We start from the raw sequence: 15,065 nt of genomic DNA on the forward strand, positions 1-15,065 counted from the left end.
CATGTCTGCACGCCTGATCTATGTGATGGACCCGATGTGCTCCTGGTGCTGGGGTTTCGCACCCGTGGCCGCGGCCCTGATCGCCCAGGCGCGTGACGCAGGCGTGCCCACCCGCCTGGTGCCGGGCGGGCTGCGTACCGGCGGCAGTGCCCTGGACAGCTCTACCCGCAAGTACATCCTCGAACACTGGCAGGCGGTGGCCGATGCCACCGGCCAGCCGTTCCGCTTCGAGGGGGCCATGCCCGACGGCTTCGTCTACGATACCGAGCCGGCCTGCCGTGCCCTGGTCACCGCCCGCGAACTGGACGCCGAGCGCGTCTGGCCGCTGCTGGCGCTGATCCAGAGTTCGTTCTACGAGCAAGGCGTGGACGTTACCGTTGCACCGCATCTGGTCGACCTGGCCGAACAGGCAGGCTTCGACCGTGCCGTGTTCGCCGAGGCCTTCGCCCGTGCCGATACCCGCGCCGCCACTGCAGCCGATTTCAGCTGGGCCCAGGACCTGGGCATCGCCGGTTTCCCGACCTTGCTTGCCGAACGCAATGGCCAACTGGCCCTGCTGACCAACGGCTACCAGCCGCTGGATCGCCTGCAACCCTTGCTCGGCCGCTGGCTGCAGCAGGCCGCCTGTGCTTGATGTGCCTGGGTCACCCGACCCGGTACCGGGCAAACCTCACACTGTGGCCGATCGATTGAGCTGGGCGGAAATCCGCCGCCTGGCCCTGCATCACAAGAAAAACCTCTGGTCCGCCAACCTCATCGCCGTATTGGCGGCCTGCTGCAGTGTGCCTATCCCACTGCTGCTGCCGCTGCTGGTGGACGAAGTGCTGCTGGGCCATGGCGATGCCGCGCTGAAGTGGATGAACCACCTGCTGCCGTCCAGCTGGCAGGTGGCCGCGGGCTACATCGGCCTGATGTTGCTGCTGACCCTGTGCCTGCGCCTGGCCGCCCTGGCGTTCAACGTGATCCAGGCCAAGCTGTTCGCCGGCCTGGCCAAGGACATCGTCTACCGCCTGCGCATTCGGCTGATCGAGCGGCTCAAGCGCATCTCGCTGAAGGAATACGAAAGCCTGGGCAGCGGCACGGTGACCACCCACCTGGTCACCGACCTGGACACCCTCGACAAGTTCGTCGGCGAAACCCTTAGCCGCTTCCTGGTGGCCATGCTGACCCTGACCGGCACGGCGGCCATCCTGATCTGGATGCACTGGCAGCTGGCCTTGCTGATCTTGCTGTTCAACCCGCTGGTGATCTACTTCACCGTGCAGCTGGGCAAGCGCGTCAAGCACCTGAAAAAGCTCGAGAACGACAGCACCGCACGGTTTACCCAGGCGCTGGCGGAAACCCTCGACGCCATTCAGGAGATCCGCGCCGGCAACCGCCAGGGCTACTTCCTCGGTCGCCTTGGCCTGCGCGCCCGCGAAGTGCGTGACTACGCCGTGGATTCGCAGTGGAAGAGCGATGCCAGCGGCCGCGCCAGTGGCCTGCTGTTCCAGTTCGGCATCGATATCTTCCGCGCTGCGGCCATGCTCACCGTGCTGTTCTCCGACCTGTCGATCGGCCAGATGCTGGCGGTGTTCAGCTACCTGTGGTTCATGATCGGCCCGGTGGAGCAGCTGCTCAACCTGCAATACGCCTACTACGCCGCCGGTGGTGCGCTGAGCCGCCTCAACGAACTGCTGGCACGCGACGACGAGCCGCAGTACCCGGCTGCCAGCGACCCGTTCGCCGGCCGCGAGACGGTGGGCATCGAAGTGCGCGACCTGCGCTTTGCCTATGCCGACGAGCCGGTGCTCGAGCACCTCGACCTGTCCATCGCCCCGGGCGAGAAGGTGGCGATCGTCGGCGCCAGCGGTGGTGGCAAGAGCACCCTGGTGCAGCTGTTGCTGGGCCTTTACAGCGCCCAGGCCGGCACCATCCGCTTTGGCGGCGCCAGCCTGCAGGAAATCGGCCTGGAAACCCTGCGCGAAAACGTCGCGGTGGTATTGCAGCACCCGTCGTTGTTCAACGACACCGTGCGCGCCAACCTGACCATGGGCCGTGACTGCAGCGACGAGGCCTGCTGGCAGGCGCTGCGCATTGCCCAGCTGGATGCCACCATCGCCGCGTTGCCCCAGGGCCTGGACAGTGTGGTGGGGCGCTCCGGCGTGCGTTTGTCCGGTGGCCAGCGCCAGCGCCTGGCCATTGCCCGCATGGTGCTGGCCGAACCCAAGGTGGTGATCCTCGACGAAGCCACCTCGGCCCTGGATGCCGCCACCGAATACAACCTGCACCAGGCCCTGGCGCGCTTCCTCAGCGGCCGCACCACACTGATCATTGCCCACCGCCTGTCGGCGGTGAAACAGGCCGACCGGGTGCTGGTGTTCGACGGCGGGCATGTGGCCGAGGATGGCGACCATCAGCAGCTGATTGCCGAGGGTGGGTTGTATGCCAAGTTGTATGGGCACCTGCAGCAGAGCTGAATTTTTGGCAGCCTGTGCGGGCCCTATCGCCGGCAAGCCAGCTCCCACAGGATTACCACAGGCCTGAGCATTGTGGGGTTACCTGTGGGAGCTGGCTTGCCGGCGATAGGGCCGGGAAGGCCGTGCGAAAATCTCCAGGTTCCCTGTCATAAAAAACCCAACCGCGAGGATGGCAAATGGCCTACGCTGTGCTTGTCTGGGTTGATTTGCGCCTTATCTGCTCTGTGACAGGGACTCCATGAAGGGACATCGCACTCTAGAAGCGCCAAAGTTGCTCGGCATCACCTGGCCCTTCATCGCCGTTGTGGTCTTCCAGGTAGCCTTGGGCAGCCTCAGCCTTTATACGCTCTCGGCCGTGCGTGCCTATGTCGCGGGCGAAAGCCTTTGGTCCAAGGCGCAGAAAGACGCCATCTACTACCTCAACCTGTACGCCGAAACCCGCGACGACAGCACCTACCATCGCTATCGCCAGGCCATCACCGTGCCCCAGGGCGACCACCAGCTGCGCGAAGTGCTGGACCAGCCCAGCCCCGACCTGAACGCCGCGCGCCAGGCCGTGCTGCAAGGCGGCAACCACCCCGACGATGTCGAGCGGATCATCTGGTTCTATCGCAACTTCCGCAACGTCAGTTACATGCAGACGGCCATCGACTACTGGGACATCGGCGACGACTACCTGGGCAAGCTGGATATGCTGGCCATGGAAATGCGCAGCAGCTTCGCCGCTGGCCCGGTCGACGCCCGCACGGTCAGTGACTGGAAGGCGCGCATCGTCACCATCAACGAAGGGGTTACCCCGGCCGCCAAGGCGTTCAGCGATGCCTTGGGTGAGGGCTCGCGCATGCTGCTGCGGGTGCTGCTGATTACCAACCTGCTGACCGCGATGTTCCTGATTGCCATTGCCTGGCGCCGCTCCAGCAAGCTGTTGGCCCAGCGCCAGGCCTTTGCCAGTGCCCTGCAGGAAGAAAAGGAGCGGGCGCAGATCACCCTGCAGGCCATTGGTGATGCGGTGATTACCGCTGACGTGGAGGGCAGTATCGGCTACATGAACCCCGCCGCCGAGCAACTGACCCACTGGCAGGCCGGCCATGCCCAAGGTCTGCCGCTGTCGGCGCTGTTCAGCCTGGTGGACGAGCAGGCCGAGGAAGAGGGCCGCAGCCTGGTCGAACAGGTGCTCAGCGGCAGCCTCAAGGGTGGCGCCGAACATGCCCGGCTGATCCAGCGCCTGGACGGTAGCACCGTGTCGGTCAACCTGGTCGGTTCGCCGATCGTCAATGACGGCCAGGTCAGCGGCATCGTGCTGGTGCTGCACGACATGACCCAGGAGCGCCAGTACATCGCCAACCTGTCCTGGCAGGCGACCCACGATGCCCTGACCGGCCTGGCCAACCGTCGCGAGTTCGAATACCGCCTGGAGCAGGCGCTCAATGACCTGGCCCGCCAGGCCGGGCGGCATTCGCTGATGTTCCTCGACCTCGACCAGTTCAAGCTGGTCAACGATACCTGCGGGCATGCCGCTGGCGACGAGCTGCTGCGGCACATCTGCGCCGTGCTGCAGTCCGGCCTGCGCGAAGGCGATACCCTGGCCCGGCTGGGTGGTGACGAATTCGGCGTGCTGCTGGAAAACTGCCCGCCCGACCAGGCCGAGCGCATTGCCGAGCAGCTGCGCCAGCTGGTGCAGAGCCTGCATTTCGTGTGGAAAGGGCGGCCGTTCGTCACCACCGTCAGCGTCGGCCTGGTGCACATGGCCCAGTCCCCCGGTACCCTCGAAACCTCGCTGCGCGCCGCCGACATGGCCTGCTACATGGCCAAGGAAAAGGGCCGCAACCGCGTGCAGGTGTACCATGCCGACGACAGCGAGCTGTCCATGCGCTTTGGCGAAATGGCCTGGATCCAGCGCTTGCACGTGGCCCTGGAAGAAAACCGCTTCTGCCTGTACGCCCAGGAAATCGCCCCGCTGAAAACCTTCGAAGGCCCCGGCCATATCGAGATCCTGCTACGCCTGCACGACGAAAGCGGCCGTACCATCCTGCCCAGCAGCTTCATCCCGGCGGCCGAGCGCTACGGCCTGATGACCGCGCTGGACCGCTGGGTGGTGCGCAATGTGTTCCTGGTCATCCGCCAGTGCCTGGACGAAGGGCGCGAGGGGCCGCTGTCGATCTGTGCGATCAACCTGTCGGGGTCGAGCATTGGCGATGACAAGTTCCTCGAATACCTGCAACGCCTGTTCGTCGAATACGCCATTCCGCCGCGGATGATCTGTTTCGAAATCACCGAAACCAGCGCCATAGCCAACCTTGGTAGCGCCATCCGCTTCATCAACGAGTTGAAGGGGCTGGGTTGTCGCTTCTCGCTCGATGATTTCTGCGCTGGCATGTCGTCGTTCGCCTATCTCAAGCATTTGCCCGTGGATTACCTGAAGATCGACGGTAGTTTCGTCAAGGACATGCTCGACGACCCGGTCAACCGGGCCATGGTCGAGGTCATCAACCACATCGGTCACGTAATGGGCAAGCGCACCATTGCCGAATTCGTCGAAACACCCTTGATCGAGCAGGCCTTGCAGGAAATTGGCGTGGATTACGCCCAGGGCTACCTCATCGAACGCCCCCAGGTGTTCACCTGTGACAGTCTGCAGCGCCAACGGATCGCCGCCCGGCCTCTGTTGCAGCGGGCACCTGGCACGTTTCGCTAGCTAGAAATCACAAGGATCAAGGAGCTGAAAGTGATTGACGCATTCGTTCGTATCGGGCCTTTGATGGATCCCGCCAGCTACCCCCAATGGGCCCAGCAACTGATTGAAGACTGCCGCGAGAGCAAGCGCCGGGTAGTCGAGCATGACTTCTACGCGCGCCTGCGCGATGGCCAGTTGAAGCAATCGACCATTCGCCAGTACCTGATCGGTGGCTGGCCGGTGGTGGAGCAGTTTTCGCTGTACATGGCTCACAACCTGACCAAGACCCGATATGGCCGTCATCAGGGCGAAGACATGGCGCGGCGCTGGCTGATGCGCAACATCCGTGTCGAGCTCAACCACGCCGACTATTGGGTGAACTGGTGCCAGGCGCATGGCGTGCACCTGCACGAGCTGCAGGCCCAGGAAGTGCCGCCAGAGCTGAATGGCCTGAATGACTGGTGCTGGCGCGTGTGCGCCACCGAGAACCTGGCCATTTCCATGGCGGCGACCAACTACGCCATCGAAGGTGCGACCGGTGAATGGTCGGCGGTGGTGTGCTCCACCGACACCTATGCGCTGGGCTTCCCGGAGGATCAGCGCAAGCGGGCGATGAAGTGGCTGAAGATGCATGCCCAGTATGACGACGCGCACCCGTGGGAGGCGCTGGAGATCATCTGCACCCTGGCCGGCGAGAACCCGACCCAGGGGCTGCGCAATGAACTGCGCAAGGCGATTTGCAAGAGTTATGACTGCATGTACCTGTTCCTGGAGCGGTGCATGCAGCTGGAAGGGCGCCAGCAGGGGCGCATGCGCCCGGTGTTGGCAGCGGGCTGATCGCTCTCCTGTCCCGGCCTCTTCGCGGGCTCGCCCGCTCCCACAGGTATGGCGCAGTCCTCAAGGGCTATGGTGATCCTGTGGGAGCGGGCGTGCCCGCGAAGAGGCCGGTGCAGGCTTACTGGGCGTTGAACGCCTGCCCATTCACCCCTTTGCTGTCCGGCCCCATCAGGTACAGGTACACCGGCATGATCTCTTCCGGCAGCGGGTTGTTCTGCGGGTTTTCGCTGGGGTAGGCCTGCGCCCGCATCGCCGTGCGCGTGGCGCCCGGGTTGATGCTGTTGGAGCGCACCGGTGCCACGCCTTCCAGTTCATCGGCCAGGGTTTGCATCAGGCCCTCGGTGGCGAACTTGGACACGCCATAGGCGCCCCAGTAGGCCCGGCCCTTGCGCCCGACGCTGCTGCTGGTGAACACCACCGAAGCGTCTTCCGACAGCTTCAGCAGCGGCAGCAGGGTGCTGGTGAGTATGAAGGTGGCATCGACGTTGATGTGCATCACGCGCATGAAGTTGTCACCTGACAGCTGCTCCAGCGGCGTGCGCGGGCCGATGATCGAAGCGTTGTTCAGCAGGCCGTCGAGGCGACCGAACTGGTCTTCGATCATCACCGCCAGTTCGTCGTACTGGTGGGGCAGGGCGGTTTCCAGGTTGAACGGTATCACCACCGGTTGCGGGTGCCCGGCGGCTTCGATCTGGTCGTAGACCTCGTTCAGGTTGGCCTCGGTCTTGCCCAGCAGCAGCACAGTGGCGCCCAGCGCAGCGTAGGCCTTGGCGGCAGCGGCGCCGATGCCGCGGCCGGCACCGGTAACCAGAATGACCCGGCCTTGCAGCAGGTCGGGGCGGGCGGTGTAGTCGAACATTTTGTATTCCCTATTTATGCCGCGACACATACCCTTGTGGGAGCGGGCGTGCCCGCGAACACCGGCAAAGCCGGTGCCATCCACCTCAGTGCCTGCTTCGCGGGCGTGCCCGCTCCCACAGGGTCCGTCGTCAGCCGTTGCAACTCAGCAGCCGCACAGCGCGCTGTCGATCACTTTGCGCAGTTCCAGCGGGTGGTCCACCACCACGTCGGCGCCCCAGTTGTTGGGGTTGTCCTCTGGATGAATATAGCCGTAGCGCACCGCCGCCGTGCGGGTGCCGGCGTCGCGGCCAGACTCGATGTCGCGCAGGTCGTCGCCGACGAACAGCACGCTGGCCGGGTCCAGGCCGAGGGTCTTGCAGGCGAGGATCAGCGGCTCGGGGTCGGGCTTGCTGTTCTTGACATGGTCCGGGCAGATCAGCAGCGCCGAACGCTCGGCCAGGCCCAGTTGCTGCATGATCGGCTCGGCGAAGCGCACCGGCTTGTTGGTGACCACGCCCCACAGCAGGTTGCCTTTCTCGATGTCGGCCAGCAGCTCGGCCATGCCGTCGAACAGCTTGCTGTGCACCGCGCAGTCGCGCTGGTAGCGCTCGAGGAACTCCAGGCGCAGGGCCTCGAAGCCTTCGGCCTCCGGGCTCATGGCGAAGGTCGCGGCGACCATCGCCCGGGCGCCGCCGGAGATCACGTCGCGGATCAGCTTGTCATCGACGGCCGGCAGGCCGCGCTCGGCGAGCATGGCCTGGCAGATGGCGATGAAGTCCGGCGCCGTGTCGAGCAAGGTGCCGTCCATGTCGAAGAGTACTGCTTGCAAACGCATGCTTATTCCTCGCGCAGGGTCTGGATCATGTAGTTGACGTCGACGTCGCTGCTGAGCTTGTAGTGCTTGGTCAGCGGGTTGTAGGTCAGGCCGATGATGTCCTTCACCTGCAGGCCGGCAACGCGGCTCCAGGCGCCCAGCTCGGACGGGCGGATGAACTTCTTGAAGTCGTGGGTGCCGCGCGGCAGCATCTTCAGGATGTACTCGGCGCCGACGATGGCCAGCAGGTAGGCCTTGGGGTTGCGGTTGATGGTGGAGAAGAACACCTGGCCGCCAGGCTTGACCATGCGGTAGCAGGCGCGGATGACCGAAGACGGGTCGGGTACGTGCTCGAGCATTTCCAGGCAGGTGACCACGTCGAACTGTTCGGGCATTTCCTCGGCCAGGGCTTCGGCGGTGATCTGCCGGTATTCCACCTGCACGCCCGACTCCAGCTGGTGCAGCTGGGCCACGGCCAGTGGCGCTTCGCCCATGTCGATGCCGGTGACCGTGGCGCCGCGCAGGGCCATCGCCTCGCTGAGGATGCCGCCGCCGCAACCCACGTCCAGCACTTTCTTGCCGGCGAGGCTGGCGCGCTCGTCGATCCAGTTGACGCGCAGCGGGTTGATTTCGTGCAGCGGCTTGAACTCGCTTTCGCGGTCCCACCAGCGGTGGGCCAGCGCTTCGAACTTGGCGATTTCGGCGCGGTCGACGTTGCTCATTAGAACAGTCCTCTGAAACTTCGCAAAATTGCGCCGGAGTATACCCGAGCGCTCGGCCCCGAGGGTCGCTATAATCGCCGGCTTTTGATATCCGAACGACGGGGAGAGGCGATGCGCGAGCGACTTTTGGCGGCGGAGAAGGTGACCGGGATCCGCTGGCAGGGCGGCGTCTTGCACCTGCTCGACCAACGCCTGCTGCCGTCGGAAGAGCGCTGGCTGGCCTGCGACAATGTCGCGCAGGTGGCAGCGGCGATCCGCGACATGGCCGTGCGCGGCGCCTCGGCCATCGGCATTGCCGCGGCCTATGGCCTGGTGCTGGCCCTGGAAGAGCGACTGGCCGAGGGTGGCGACTGGGAAATGGACCTGGAAGAAGACTTCCTTGTCCTGGCTGAAGCGCGCCCTACCGCCGCCAACCTGTTCTGGGCGCTGAACCGCATGCGTGAGCGCCTGCAGCGCCTGCGTCCGGACGAAGGCGTGCTGGCGGCGCTGGAGGCCGAAGCGGTGGCCATCCACGAAAGCGACCGCGAAGCCAACCTGACCATGGCCCAGCACGGTATCGAGCTGATCCGCCGCCACCAGGGCAACGCCCAGACCCTGCTCACCTACGGCAACGCCGGCGCCCTGGCCTGCGGTGGTTTCGGTACCGCGCTGGGGGTGATCCGCGCCGGTTACCTGGAGGGCATGGTCGAGCGGGTGTATGCCGGCGAGACCCGCCCCTGGCTGCATGGTTCGCGCCTGACTGCCTGGGAACTGGCCAACGAAGGCATCCCGGTGACCCTGTGCGCCGACTCGGCGCTGGCCCACCTGATGAAGAGCAAGGGCATCACCTGGGTGGTGGTGGGCGCGGACTGCATCGCCGCCAACGGCGACGTGGCCAGCAAGATCGGCACCTACCAGCTGGCGGTCAGCGCCATGCACCACGGTGTACGTTTCATGGTGGTGGCGCCGAGCACCAGCATCGATCTGAACCTGGCCACGGGCGAGGACATCCCGCTGGAAGAGCGCGCTGCCGACGAGTTGCTGGACATTGGCGGCACCCGCGTGGCGCCGGATGTCGAGGTGTTCAACCCGGTGTTCGACGTGACCCCGGCCGACTTGATCGACGTGATCGTGACCGAGCGCGGCATCGTCGAGCGGCCGGATGCCGCCAAACTGGCACAATTGATCTGCCGCAAGCGCCTGCACTGATCGGAAACCTCGCTGGCCTCTTCGCGGGCGCGCCCGCGAAGAAGCCAGTGAAAATCCGAAGATTCAACCTCGTGTGAGGCCACCTGCCACATCTCCCCACCGCCCCTGCCTTTGTGATAACATCCGGCAGTTTCCAAGACCGCCCATCACGGCGGCCTTCATTGCGCAGATCCATGGCACAACTCATTGATTTGTCGTAAGTCGTCGCACCCTTATGCGCTGCGGCGGCGAGCTTCGTTCGGCCCTTGATGGAGCTGCGAAGTTTCACCAGAAAAAGGAATCAGGCTTCTCATGGGCGAACTGGCCAAAGAAATCCTCCCGGTCAATATCGAAGACGAACTGAGACAGTCTTACCTCGACTACGCGATGAGCGTGATTGTCGGGCGAGCGCTGCCCGATGCGCGTGACGGCTTGAAGCCCGTGCATCGTCGCGTTCTCTATGCGATGAGCGAACTGGGCAACGACTGGAACAAGCCGTACAAGAAATCCGCCCGTGTGGTCGGTGACGTGATCGGTAAGTACCACCCGCACGGCGACACCGCGGTCTACGACACTATCGTGCGTATGGCCCAGCCGTTCTCGCTGCGCTACCTGCTGGTCGACGGCCAGGGCAACTTCGGTTCGGTGGACGGCGACAACGCCGCAGCCATGCGATACACCGAAGTGCGCATGGCCAAGCTGGCCCACGAGCTGCTGGCCGACCTGCACAAGGAGACCGTCGACTGGGTGCCCAACTACGACGGCACCGAGCAGATCCCGGCGGTCATGCCGACCCGTATTCCCAACCTGCTGGTCAACGGCTCCAGCGGTATTGCCGTGGGCATGGCGACCAACATCCCGCCGCACAACCTCGGCGAGGTCATCGATGGCTGCCTGGCACTCATCGACAACCCCGAAGTCACCATCGATGAGCTGATGCAGCACATCCCTGGCCCGGACTTCCCGACTGCCGGCCTGATCAACGGCCGCCAGGGCATCATCGAGGCCTATCGTACCGGCCGTGGTCGCATCTACATGCGTGCCCGCTCCGAGATCGAAGACATCGACAAGGTCGGTGGTCGCCAGCAGATCGTGGTTACCGAGCTGCCGTACCAGCTGAACAAGGCTCGCCTGATCGAGAAGATCGCCGAGCTGGTCAAAGAGAAGAAGATCGAAGGCATCACCGAGCTGCGCGACGAGTCCGACAAGGACGGCATGCGCATCGTCATCGAGCTGCGTCGCGGCGAGGTGCCGGAGGTGGTGCTCAACAACCTCTACCAGCAAACCCAGCTGCAGAGCGTATTCGGCATCAACGTGGTGGCCCTGGTCGACGGCCGTCCGCGCCTGCTCAACCTCAAGGACCTGCTCGAAGCGTTCGTGCGTCACCGCCGTGAAGTGGTAACCCGCCGTACCGTGTTCGAGCTGCGCAAGGCCCGCGAACGCGGCCATATCCTCGAAGGCCAGGCGGTCGCGCTGTCCAACATCGACCCGGTCATCGCCCTGATCAAGGCCTCGCCGACCCCGTCCGAAGCCAAGGAAGCCCTGATCTCCACTGCCTGGGAATCCAGTGCCGTGCAGGTCATGGTCGAGCGCGCCGGCGCCGATTCCTGCCGCCCCGAGGACCTGCCGGAGCAGTACGGCCTGCGTGAAGGCAAGTACTACCTGTCGCCGGAACAGGCCCAGGCCATTCTCGACCTGCGCCTGCACCGCCTGACCGGCCTTGAGCACGAGAAGCTGCTGGCCGAGTACCAGGAAATCCTCGAGCAGATCGGCGAGCTGATCCGCATCCTCAGCAGCGCCGAGCGCCTGATGGAAGTGATCCGCGAAGAGCTGGAAGCCATCCGCGCCGAATATGGCGATGCCCGCCGTACCGAAATCCTCGATGCGCGCCACGACCTCAACTACGGCGACATGATCCCGGAAGAAGAGCGCGTGGTGACCATCTCCCACGGCGGCTACGCCAAGACCCAGCCGCTGTCTGCCTACCAGGCCCAGCGCCGTGGCGGCAAAGGCAAGTCGGCTACCGGGGTGAAGGACGAGGACTACGTCGAGCACCTGCTGGTTGCCAACAGCCATGCCACCCTGCTGCTGTTCTCCAGCAAGGGCAAGGTGTACTGGCTGAAGACCTACGACATCCCTGAAGCGTCCCGCGCCGCGCGCGGCCGCCCGCTGGTCAACCTGTTGCCGCTGGAGGAAGGTGAGCGCATCACCGCCATGCTGCAGATCGACCTCGAGGCCCTGCAGCAGAACGCTGACGCCGACGAGGAGCTGGAGGACGCGGAAGACACCGTGCTCGAAGGCGAAGTGGTCGAGGCCGAGGAAGTGGACGAGGAAGACGGCGACACCCCTGAGTGGGTGGCCGAGCCGACCGGCGCCTACATCTTCATGGCCACCGCTTCGGGTACCGTGAAGAAGACCCCGCTGGTGCAGTTCGCCCGTCCGCGCTCCAACGGCCTGATCGCCCTGAAGCTGAAGGAAGGTGACACCCTGATCGCCGCGGCCATCACCGACGGTGCCAAGGAAGTCATGATGTTCTCCGACGCCGGCAAGGTGATCCGCTTCGCTGAAAGCGTGGTGCGCGAGATGGGCCGTAACGCCCGTGGCGTGCGCGGCATGAAGCTGGGCAAGGGCCAGCAGATCATCTCCATGCTGATCCCGGAATCCGGCGCGCAGATCCTCACCGCCTCCGAGCGTGGCTTCGGCAAGCGCACACCGCTGTCCAAGTTCCCGCGTCGCGGCCGTGGTGGCCAGGGCGTGATCGCCATGGGTACCAAGGGGCGCAATGGCCTGCTGATCGGCGCCATCCAGGTGCAGGAAGGCGAAGAGATCATGCTGATCTCCGACCAGGGCACGCTGGTGCGTACCCGCGTTGGCGAAGTGTCCAGCCTGGGCCGTAACACTCAGGGCGTGACCTTGATCAAGCTGGCTACCGACGAGACGCTGGTGGGCCTGGAGCGCATCCAGGAGCCTTCCGAGGACGAACTCGATGATGTGATCGAGACGGACGAAGAGGGCGTCGAGGCTGAAGCGCCAGACAACGAAGAAGCTGCTGGTGCCGAAGAGGCCCCGCAGGAGTAAGCAAGCGTAAAACCCGAACGGGGCGACCAAGGTCGCCCCGTTTGACTGATCAGGCCAGGTCATTGGGGCCGCTGTGCGGCCCATCGCCGGCAAGCCTGGCTCCCACAGGTTCAGCGCGAGCTTCGAGGTTTGCGCAGTCCCTGTGGGAGCTGGCGTGCCGGCGATGGCCTGCAAGGCAGGCCCATGACAGGCGACACAGTTTTAGTTGGTCAGCACCGAATTACGATTTTGTACCATTTGGCAGAGCGAGAGTGGATGTGAGCAAACGAGCCTTTAACTTCTGCGCAGGCCCTGCCGCGCTTCCTGACGCTGTTCTGCAGCGCGCCCAGGCCGAGATGCTGGATTGGCGTGGCAAGGGCTTGTCGGTGATGGAAATGAGCCATCGCAGCGACGATTACGTGGCCATCGCCGAAAAGGCCGAGCAGGACCTGCGTGACCTGCTGTCCGTCCCCTCCAACTACAAGGTGCTGTTCCTGCAGGGCGGCGCCAGCCAGCAGTTCGCCGAAATCCCGCTGAACCTGCTGCCGGAAAACGGCACCGCCGACTACATCGAAACCGGCATCTGGTCGAAAAAGGCCATCGAAGAAGGGCGCCGCTTCGGCAACGTCAACGTCGCCGCCAGCGCCAAGCCTTACGACTACCTGGCCATCCCGGGCCAGAACGAGTGGAAGCTGACCAAGAACGCCGCCTACGTGCACTATGCGTCCAACGAGACCATCGGTGGCCTGCAGTTCGACTGGGTGCCGGAAACCGGTGACGTACCGCTGGTGGTCGACATGTCGTCCGACATCCTCTCGCGCCCGATCGACGTGTCGCAGTACGGCCTGATCTACGCCGGCGCGCAGAAGAACATCGGCCCGAGCGGCCTGGTAGTGGTGATCGTGCGCGAAGACCTGCTGGGTCGCGCCCGTAGCAGCTGCCCGACCATGCTCGACTACAAGGTCTCGGCCGACAACGGCTCGATGTACAACACCCCGGCCACCTACTCCTGGTACCTCTCGGGCCTGGTGTTCGAATGGCTGAAAGAGCAGGGTGGCGTCGATGCAATGGAACAGCGCAACCGCGCCAAGAAAGACCGCCTGTACGGTTTCATCGACAGTAGCGAGTTCTACACCAACCCGATCAGCCACAACGCCCGTTCGTGGATGAACGTGCCGTTCCGCCTGGCTGACGAGCGCCTGGACAAGGCCTTCCTCGCCGGCGCCGATGCCCGTGGCCTGCTCAACCTCAAGGGCCACCGTTCGGTAGGCGGCATGCGCGCCTCCATCTACAACGCCCTGGGCCTTGAAGCAGTCGAAGCCCTGGTGGCCTACATGACCGAATTCGAGAAGGAGCACGGCTGATGTCCGAGCACGAACTGAAGGCGCTGCGCGTTCGCATCGACAGCCTCGACGAGAAGATCCTCGAGCTGATCAGCGAGCGCGCCCGTTGCGCCCAGGAAGTGGCCAAGGTCAAGACCGCCTCGCTGGCGGAAGGCGAAAAGCCGGTGTTCTACCGCCCCGAGCGTGAAGCCGCCGTGCTCAAGCGCGTGATGGAGCGCAACAAGGGGCCGCTGGACAACGAAGAGATGGCGCGACTGTTCCGCGAAATCATGTCGTCGTGCCTGGCCCTGGAAGAGCCGCTGAAAATCGCCTACCTCGGCCCTGAAGGCACCTTCACCCAGGCCGCGGCCATGAAGCACTTCGGCCACGCGGTGATCAGCCGGCCGATGGCGGCCATCGACGAAGTGTTCCGCGAAGTGGCGGCCGGTGCCGTCAACTTCGGCGTGGTGCCGGTGGAAAACTCCACCGAAGGCGCGGTCAGCCACACCCTGGACAGCTTCCTCGAGCACGACATGGTGATTTGCGGCGAGGTCGAGCTGCGCATCCATCACCACCTGCTGGTGGGCGAGAACACCAAGACCGACAGCATCACCCGCATCTACTCCCACGCCCAGTCGCTGGCCCAGTGCCGCAAGTGGCTGGACGCGCACTACCCGAACGTGGAGCGCGTGGCCGTGTCGAGCAATGCCGAGGCGGCCAAGCGGGTCAAGGGCGAGTGGAACTCGGCGGCGATCGCCGGCGACATGGCGGCCAACCTGTACGGTTTGACCCGCCTGGCCGAAAAGATCGAAGACCGCCCGGACAACTCCACGCGCTTCCTGATGATCGGCAGCCAGGAAGTGCCGCCGACCGGCGACGACAAGACCTCGATCATCGTTTCGATGAGCAACAAGCCGGGTGCCTTGCACGAGCTGCTGGTACCGTTCCACCAGAACGGCATCGACCTGACCCGCATCGAGACCCGCCCATCGCGCAGCGGCAAGTGGACCTACGTGTTCTTCATCGACTTCGTCGGCCACCACCGCGACCCGCTGATCAAGGCGGTGCTCGAGCAGATCAGCCAGGAGGCTGTGGCGCTGAAGGTGCTGGGTTCGTATCCGAAGGCGGTGCTTTAATCGAAGATTGCCGGGGCCGCTGTGCGGCCCATCGCCG

General features: G+C 64.5%; 11 protein-coding genes. 8 read left to right on the forward strand and 3 right to left on the reverse strand.

Annotation, left to right across the window (positions count from 1 at the left end):
• The first annotated feature begins 1 nt into the window (after position 1).
• From CAG44_RS14765 to CAG44_RS14780, 4 genes are all read left to right on the forward strand, one after another.
• Positions 2-634 carry a DsbA family protein gene (locus CAG44_RS14765; protein WP_085589984.1) on the forward strand — a complete coding sequence of 211 codons (633 nt, stop codon included), beginning with the start codon at positions 2-4 and terminating at the stop codon, positions 632-634.
• Entirely contained in the window at positions 627-2,459 is a 1,833-nt protein-coding gene (locus CAG44_RS14770) for an ABC transporter ATP-binding protein (RefSeq protein ID WP_075044054.1), read from the forward strand. Before CAG44_RS14765 ends, CAG44_RS14770 begins: the two co-directional genes overlap by 8 nt.
• 238 nt (positions 2,460-2,697) lie before the next feature.
• On the forward strand, positions 2,698-5,154 hold the full coding sequence (locus tag CAG44_RS14775) for an EAL domain-containing protein (RefSeq protein WP_085692407.1): 2,457 nt from the start codon (positions 2,698-2,700) through the stop codon (positions 5,152-5,154).
• 30 nt (positions 5,155-5,184) lie between these two features.
• A complete protein-coding gene (locus tag CAG44_RS14780; protein WP_085692408.1) occupies positions 5,185-5,970 on the forward strand; it encodes a TenA family transcriptional regulator in 786 nt (261 codons plus the stop codon).
• 118 nt (positions 5,971-6,088) lie between these two features.
• Here the strand turns inward: CAG44_RS14780 and CAG44_RS14785 are convergent, their stop codons facing one another.
• The 3 genes from CAG44_RS14785 to ubiG all read right to left on the reverse strand — a co-directional run bounded on the left by CAG44_RS14785 (position 6,089) and on the right by ubiG (position 8,346).
• The gene (locus CAG44_RS14785) at positions 6,089-6,829 is read right to left on the reverse strand and encodes a YciK family oxidoreductase (protein ID WP_085692409.1); all 741 of its coding nucleotides are present in this window, start codon (positions 6,827-6,829) and stop codon (positions 6,089-6,091) included.
• 144 nt (positions 6,830-6,973) lie between these two features.
• Positions 6,974-7,645 carry an N-acetylmuramic acid 6-phosphate phosphatase MupP gene (mupP, locus tag CAG44_RS14790; protein WP_046615545.1) on the reverse strand — a complete coding sequence of 224 codons (672 nt, stop codon included), beginning with the start codon at positions 7,643-7,645 and terminating at the stop codon, positions 6,974-6,976.
• A gap of 2 nt (positions 7,646-7,647) precedes the next feature.
• Complete coding sequence (gene ubiG / locus CAG44_RS14795; protein ID WP_025338098.1) at positions 7,648-8,346, reverse strand: bifunctional 2-polyprenyl-6-hydroxyphenol methylase/3-demethylubiquinol 3-O-methyltransferase UbiG; 699 nt, start codon at positions 8,344-8,346, stop codon at positions 7,648-7,650.
• Positions 8,347-8,457: 111 nt separating this feature from the next.
• Between ubiG and mtnA the strand changes: the two genes are divergently transcribed.
• The 4 genes from mtnA (at position 8,458) to pheA (ending at position 15,028) form a co-directional block, all read left to right on the forward strand.
• Positions 8,458-9,534 (forward strand): S-methyl-5-thioribose-1-phosphate isomerase, encoded by a 1,077-nt coding sequence (mtnA, locus tag CAG44_RS14800; protein ID WP_025338099.1) that lies wholly within the window; start codon positions 8,458-8,460, stop codon positions 9,532-9,534.
• Between the two features lie 291 nt (positions 9,535-9,825).
• On the forward strand, positions 9,826-12,591 hold the full coding sequence (gene gyrA, locus CAG44_RS14805; RefSeq protein ID WP_085589990.1) for a DNA gyrase subunit A: 2,766 nt from the start codon (positions 9,826-9,828) through the stop codon (positions 12,589-12,591).
• A 257-nt stretch (positions 12,592-12,848) separates the two neighbouring features.
• On the forward strand, positions 12,849-13,934 hold the full coding sequence (gene serC / locus CAG44_RS14810; protein ID WP_025338101.1) for a 3-phosphoserine/phosphohydroxythreonine transaminase: 1,086 nt from the start codon (positions 12,849-12,851) through the stop codon (positions 13,932-13,934).
• Positions 13,934-15,028: a prephenate dehydratase gene (gene pheA / locus CAG44_RS14815; protein ID WP_025338102.1), complete on the forward strand. Its 1,095-nt coding sequence runs from the start codon at positions 13,934-13,936 to the stop codon at positions 15,026-15,028. The genes serC and pheA overlap by 1 nt, the downstream gene beginning before the upstream one ends.
• Positions 15,029-15,065 lie beyond the last annotated feature (37 nt).

Source organism: Pseudomonas sp. B13(2017) (assembly GCF_002113245.1).
Lineage (GTDB): Bacteria > Pseudomonadota > Gammaproteobacteria > Pseudomonadales > Pseudomonadaceae > Aquipseudomonas > Aquipseudomonas putida_Z.

Bases quoted from the DNA above. Each gene is read 5' to 3' on its own strand.
- gyrA (WP_085589990.1), top strand. From the start codon at position 9,826: ATGGGCGAACTGGCCAAAGAAATCCTCCCGGTCAATATCGAAGACGAA.
- mtnA (WP_025338099.1), top strand. From the start codon at position 8,458: ATGCGCGAGCGACTTTTGGCGGCGGAGAAGGTGACCGGGATCCGCTGG.
- CAG44_RS14765 (WP_085589984.1), top strand. From the start codon at position 2: ATGTCTGCACGCCTGATCTATGTGATGGACCCGATGTGCTCCTGGTGC.
- ubiG (WP_025338098.1), bottom strand. From the start codon at position 8,346: ATGAGCAACGTCGACCGCGCCGAAATCGCCAAGTTCGAAGCGCTGGCC.
- pheA (WP_025338102.1), top strand. From the start codon at position 13,934: ATGTCCGAGCACGAACTGAAGGCGCTGCGCGTTCGCATCGACAGCCTC.
- CAG44_RS14775 (WP_085692407.1), top strand. From the start codon at position 2,698: ATGAAGGGACATCGCACTCTAGAAGCGCCAAAGTTGCTCGGCATCACC.
- CAG44_RS14785 (WP_085692409.1), bottom strand. From the start codon at position 6,829: ATGTTCGACTACACCGCCCGCCCCGACCTGCTGCAAGGCCGGGTCATT.
- mupP (WP_046615545.1), bottom strand. From the start codon at position 7,645: ATGCGTTTGCAAGCAGTACTCTTCGACATGGACGGCACCTTGCTCGAC.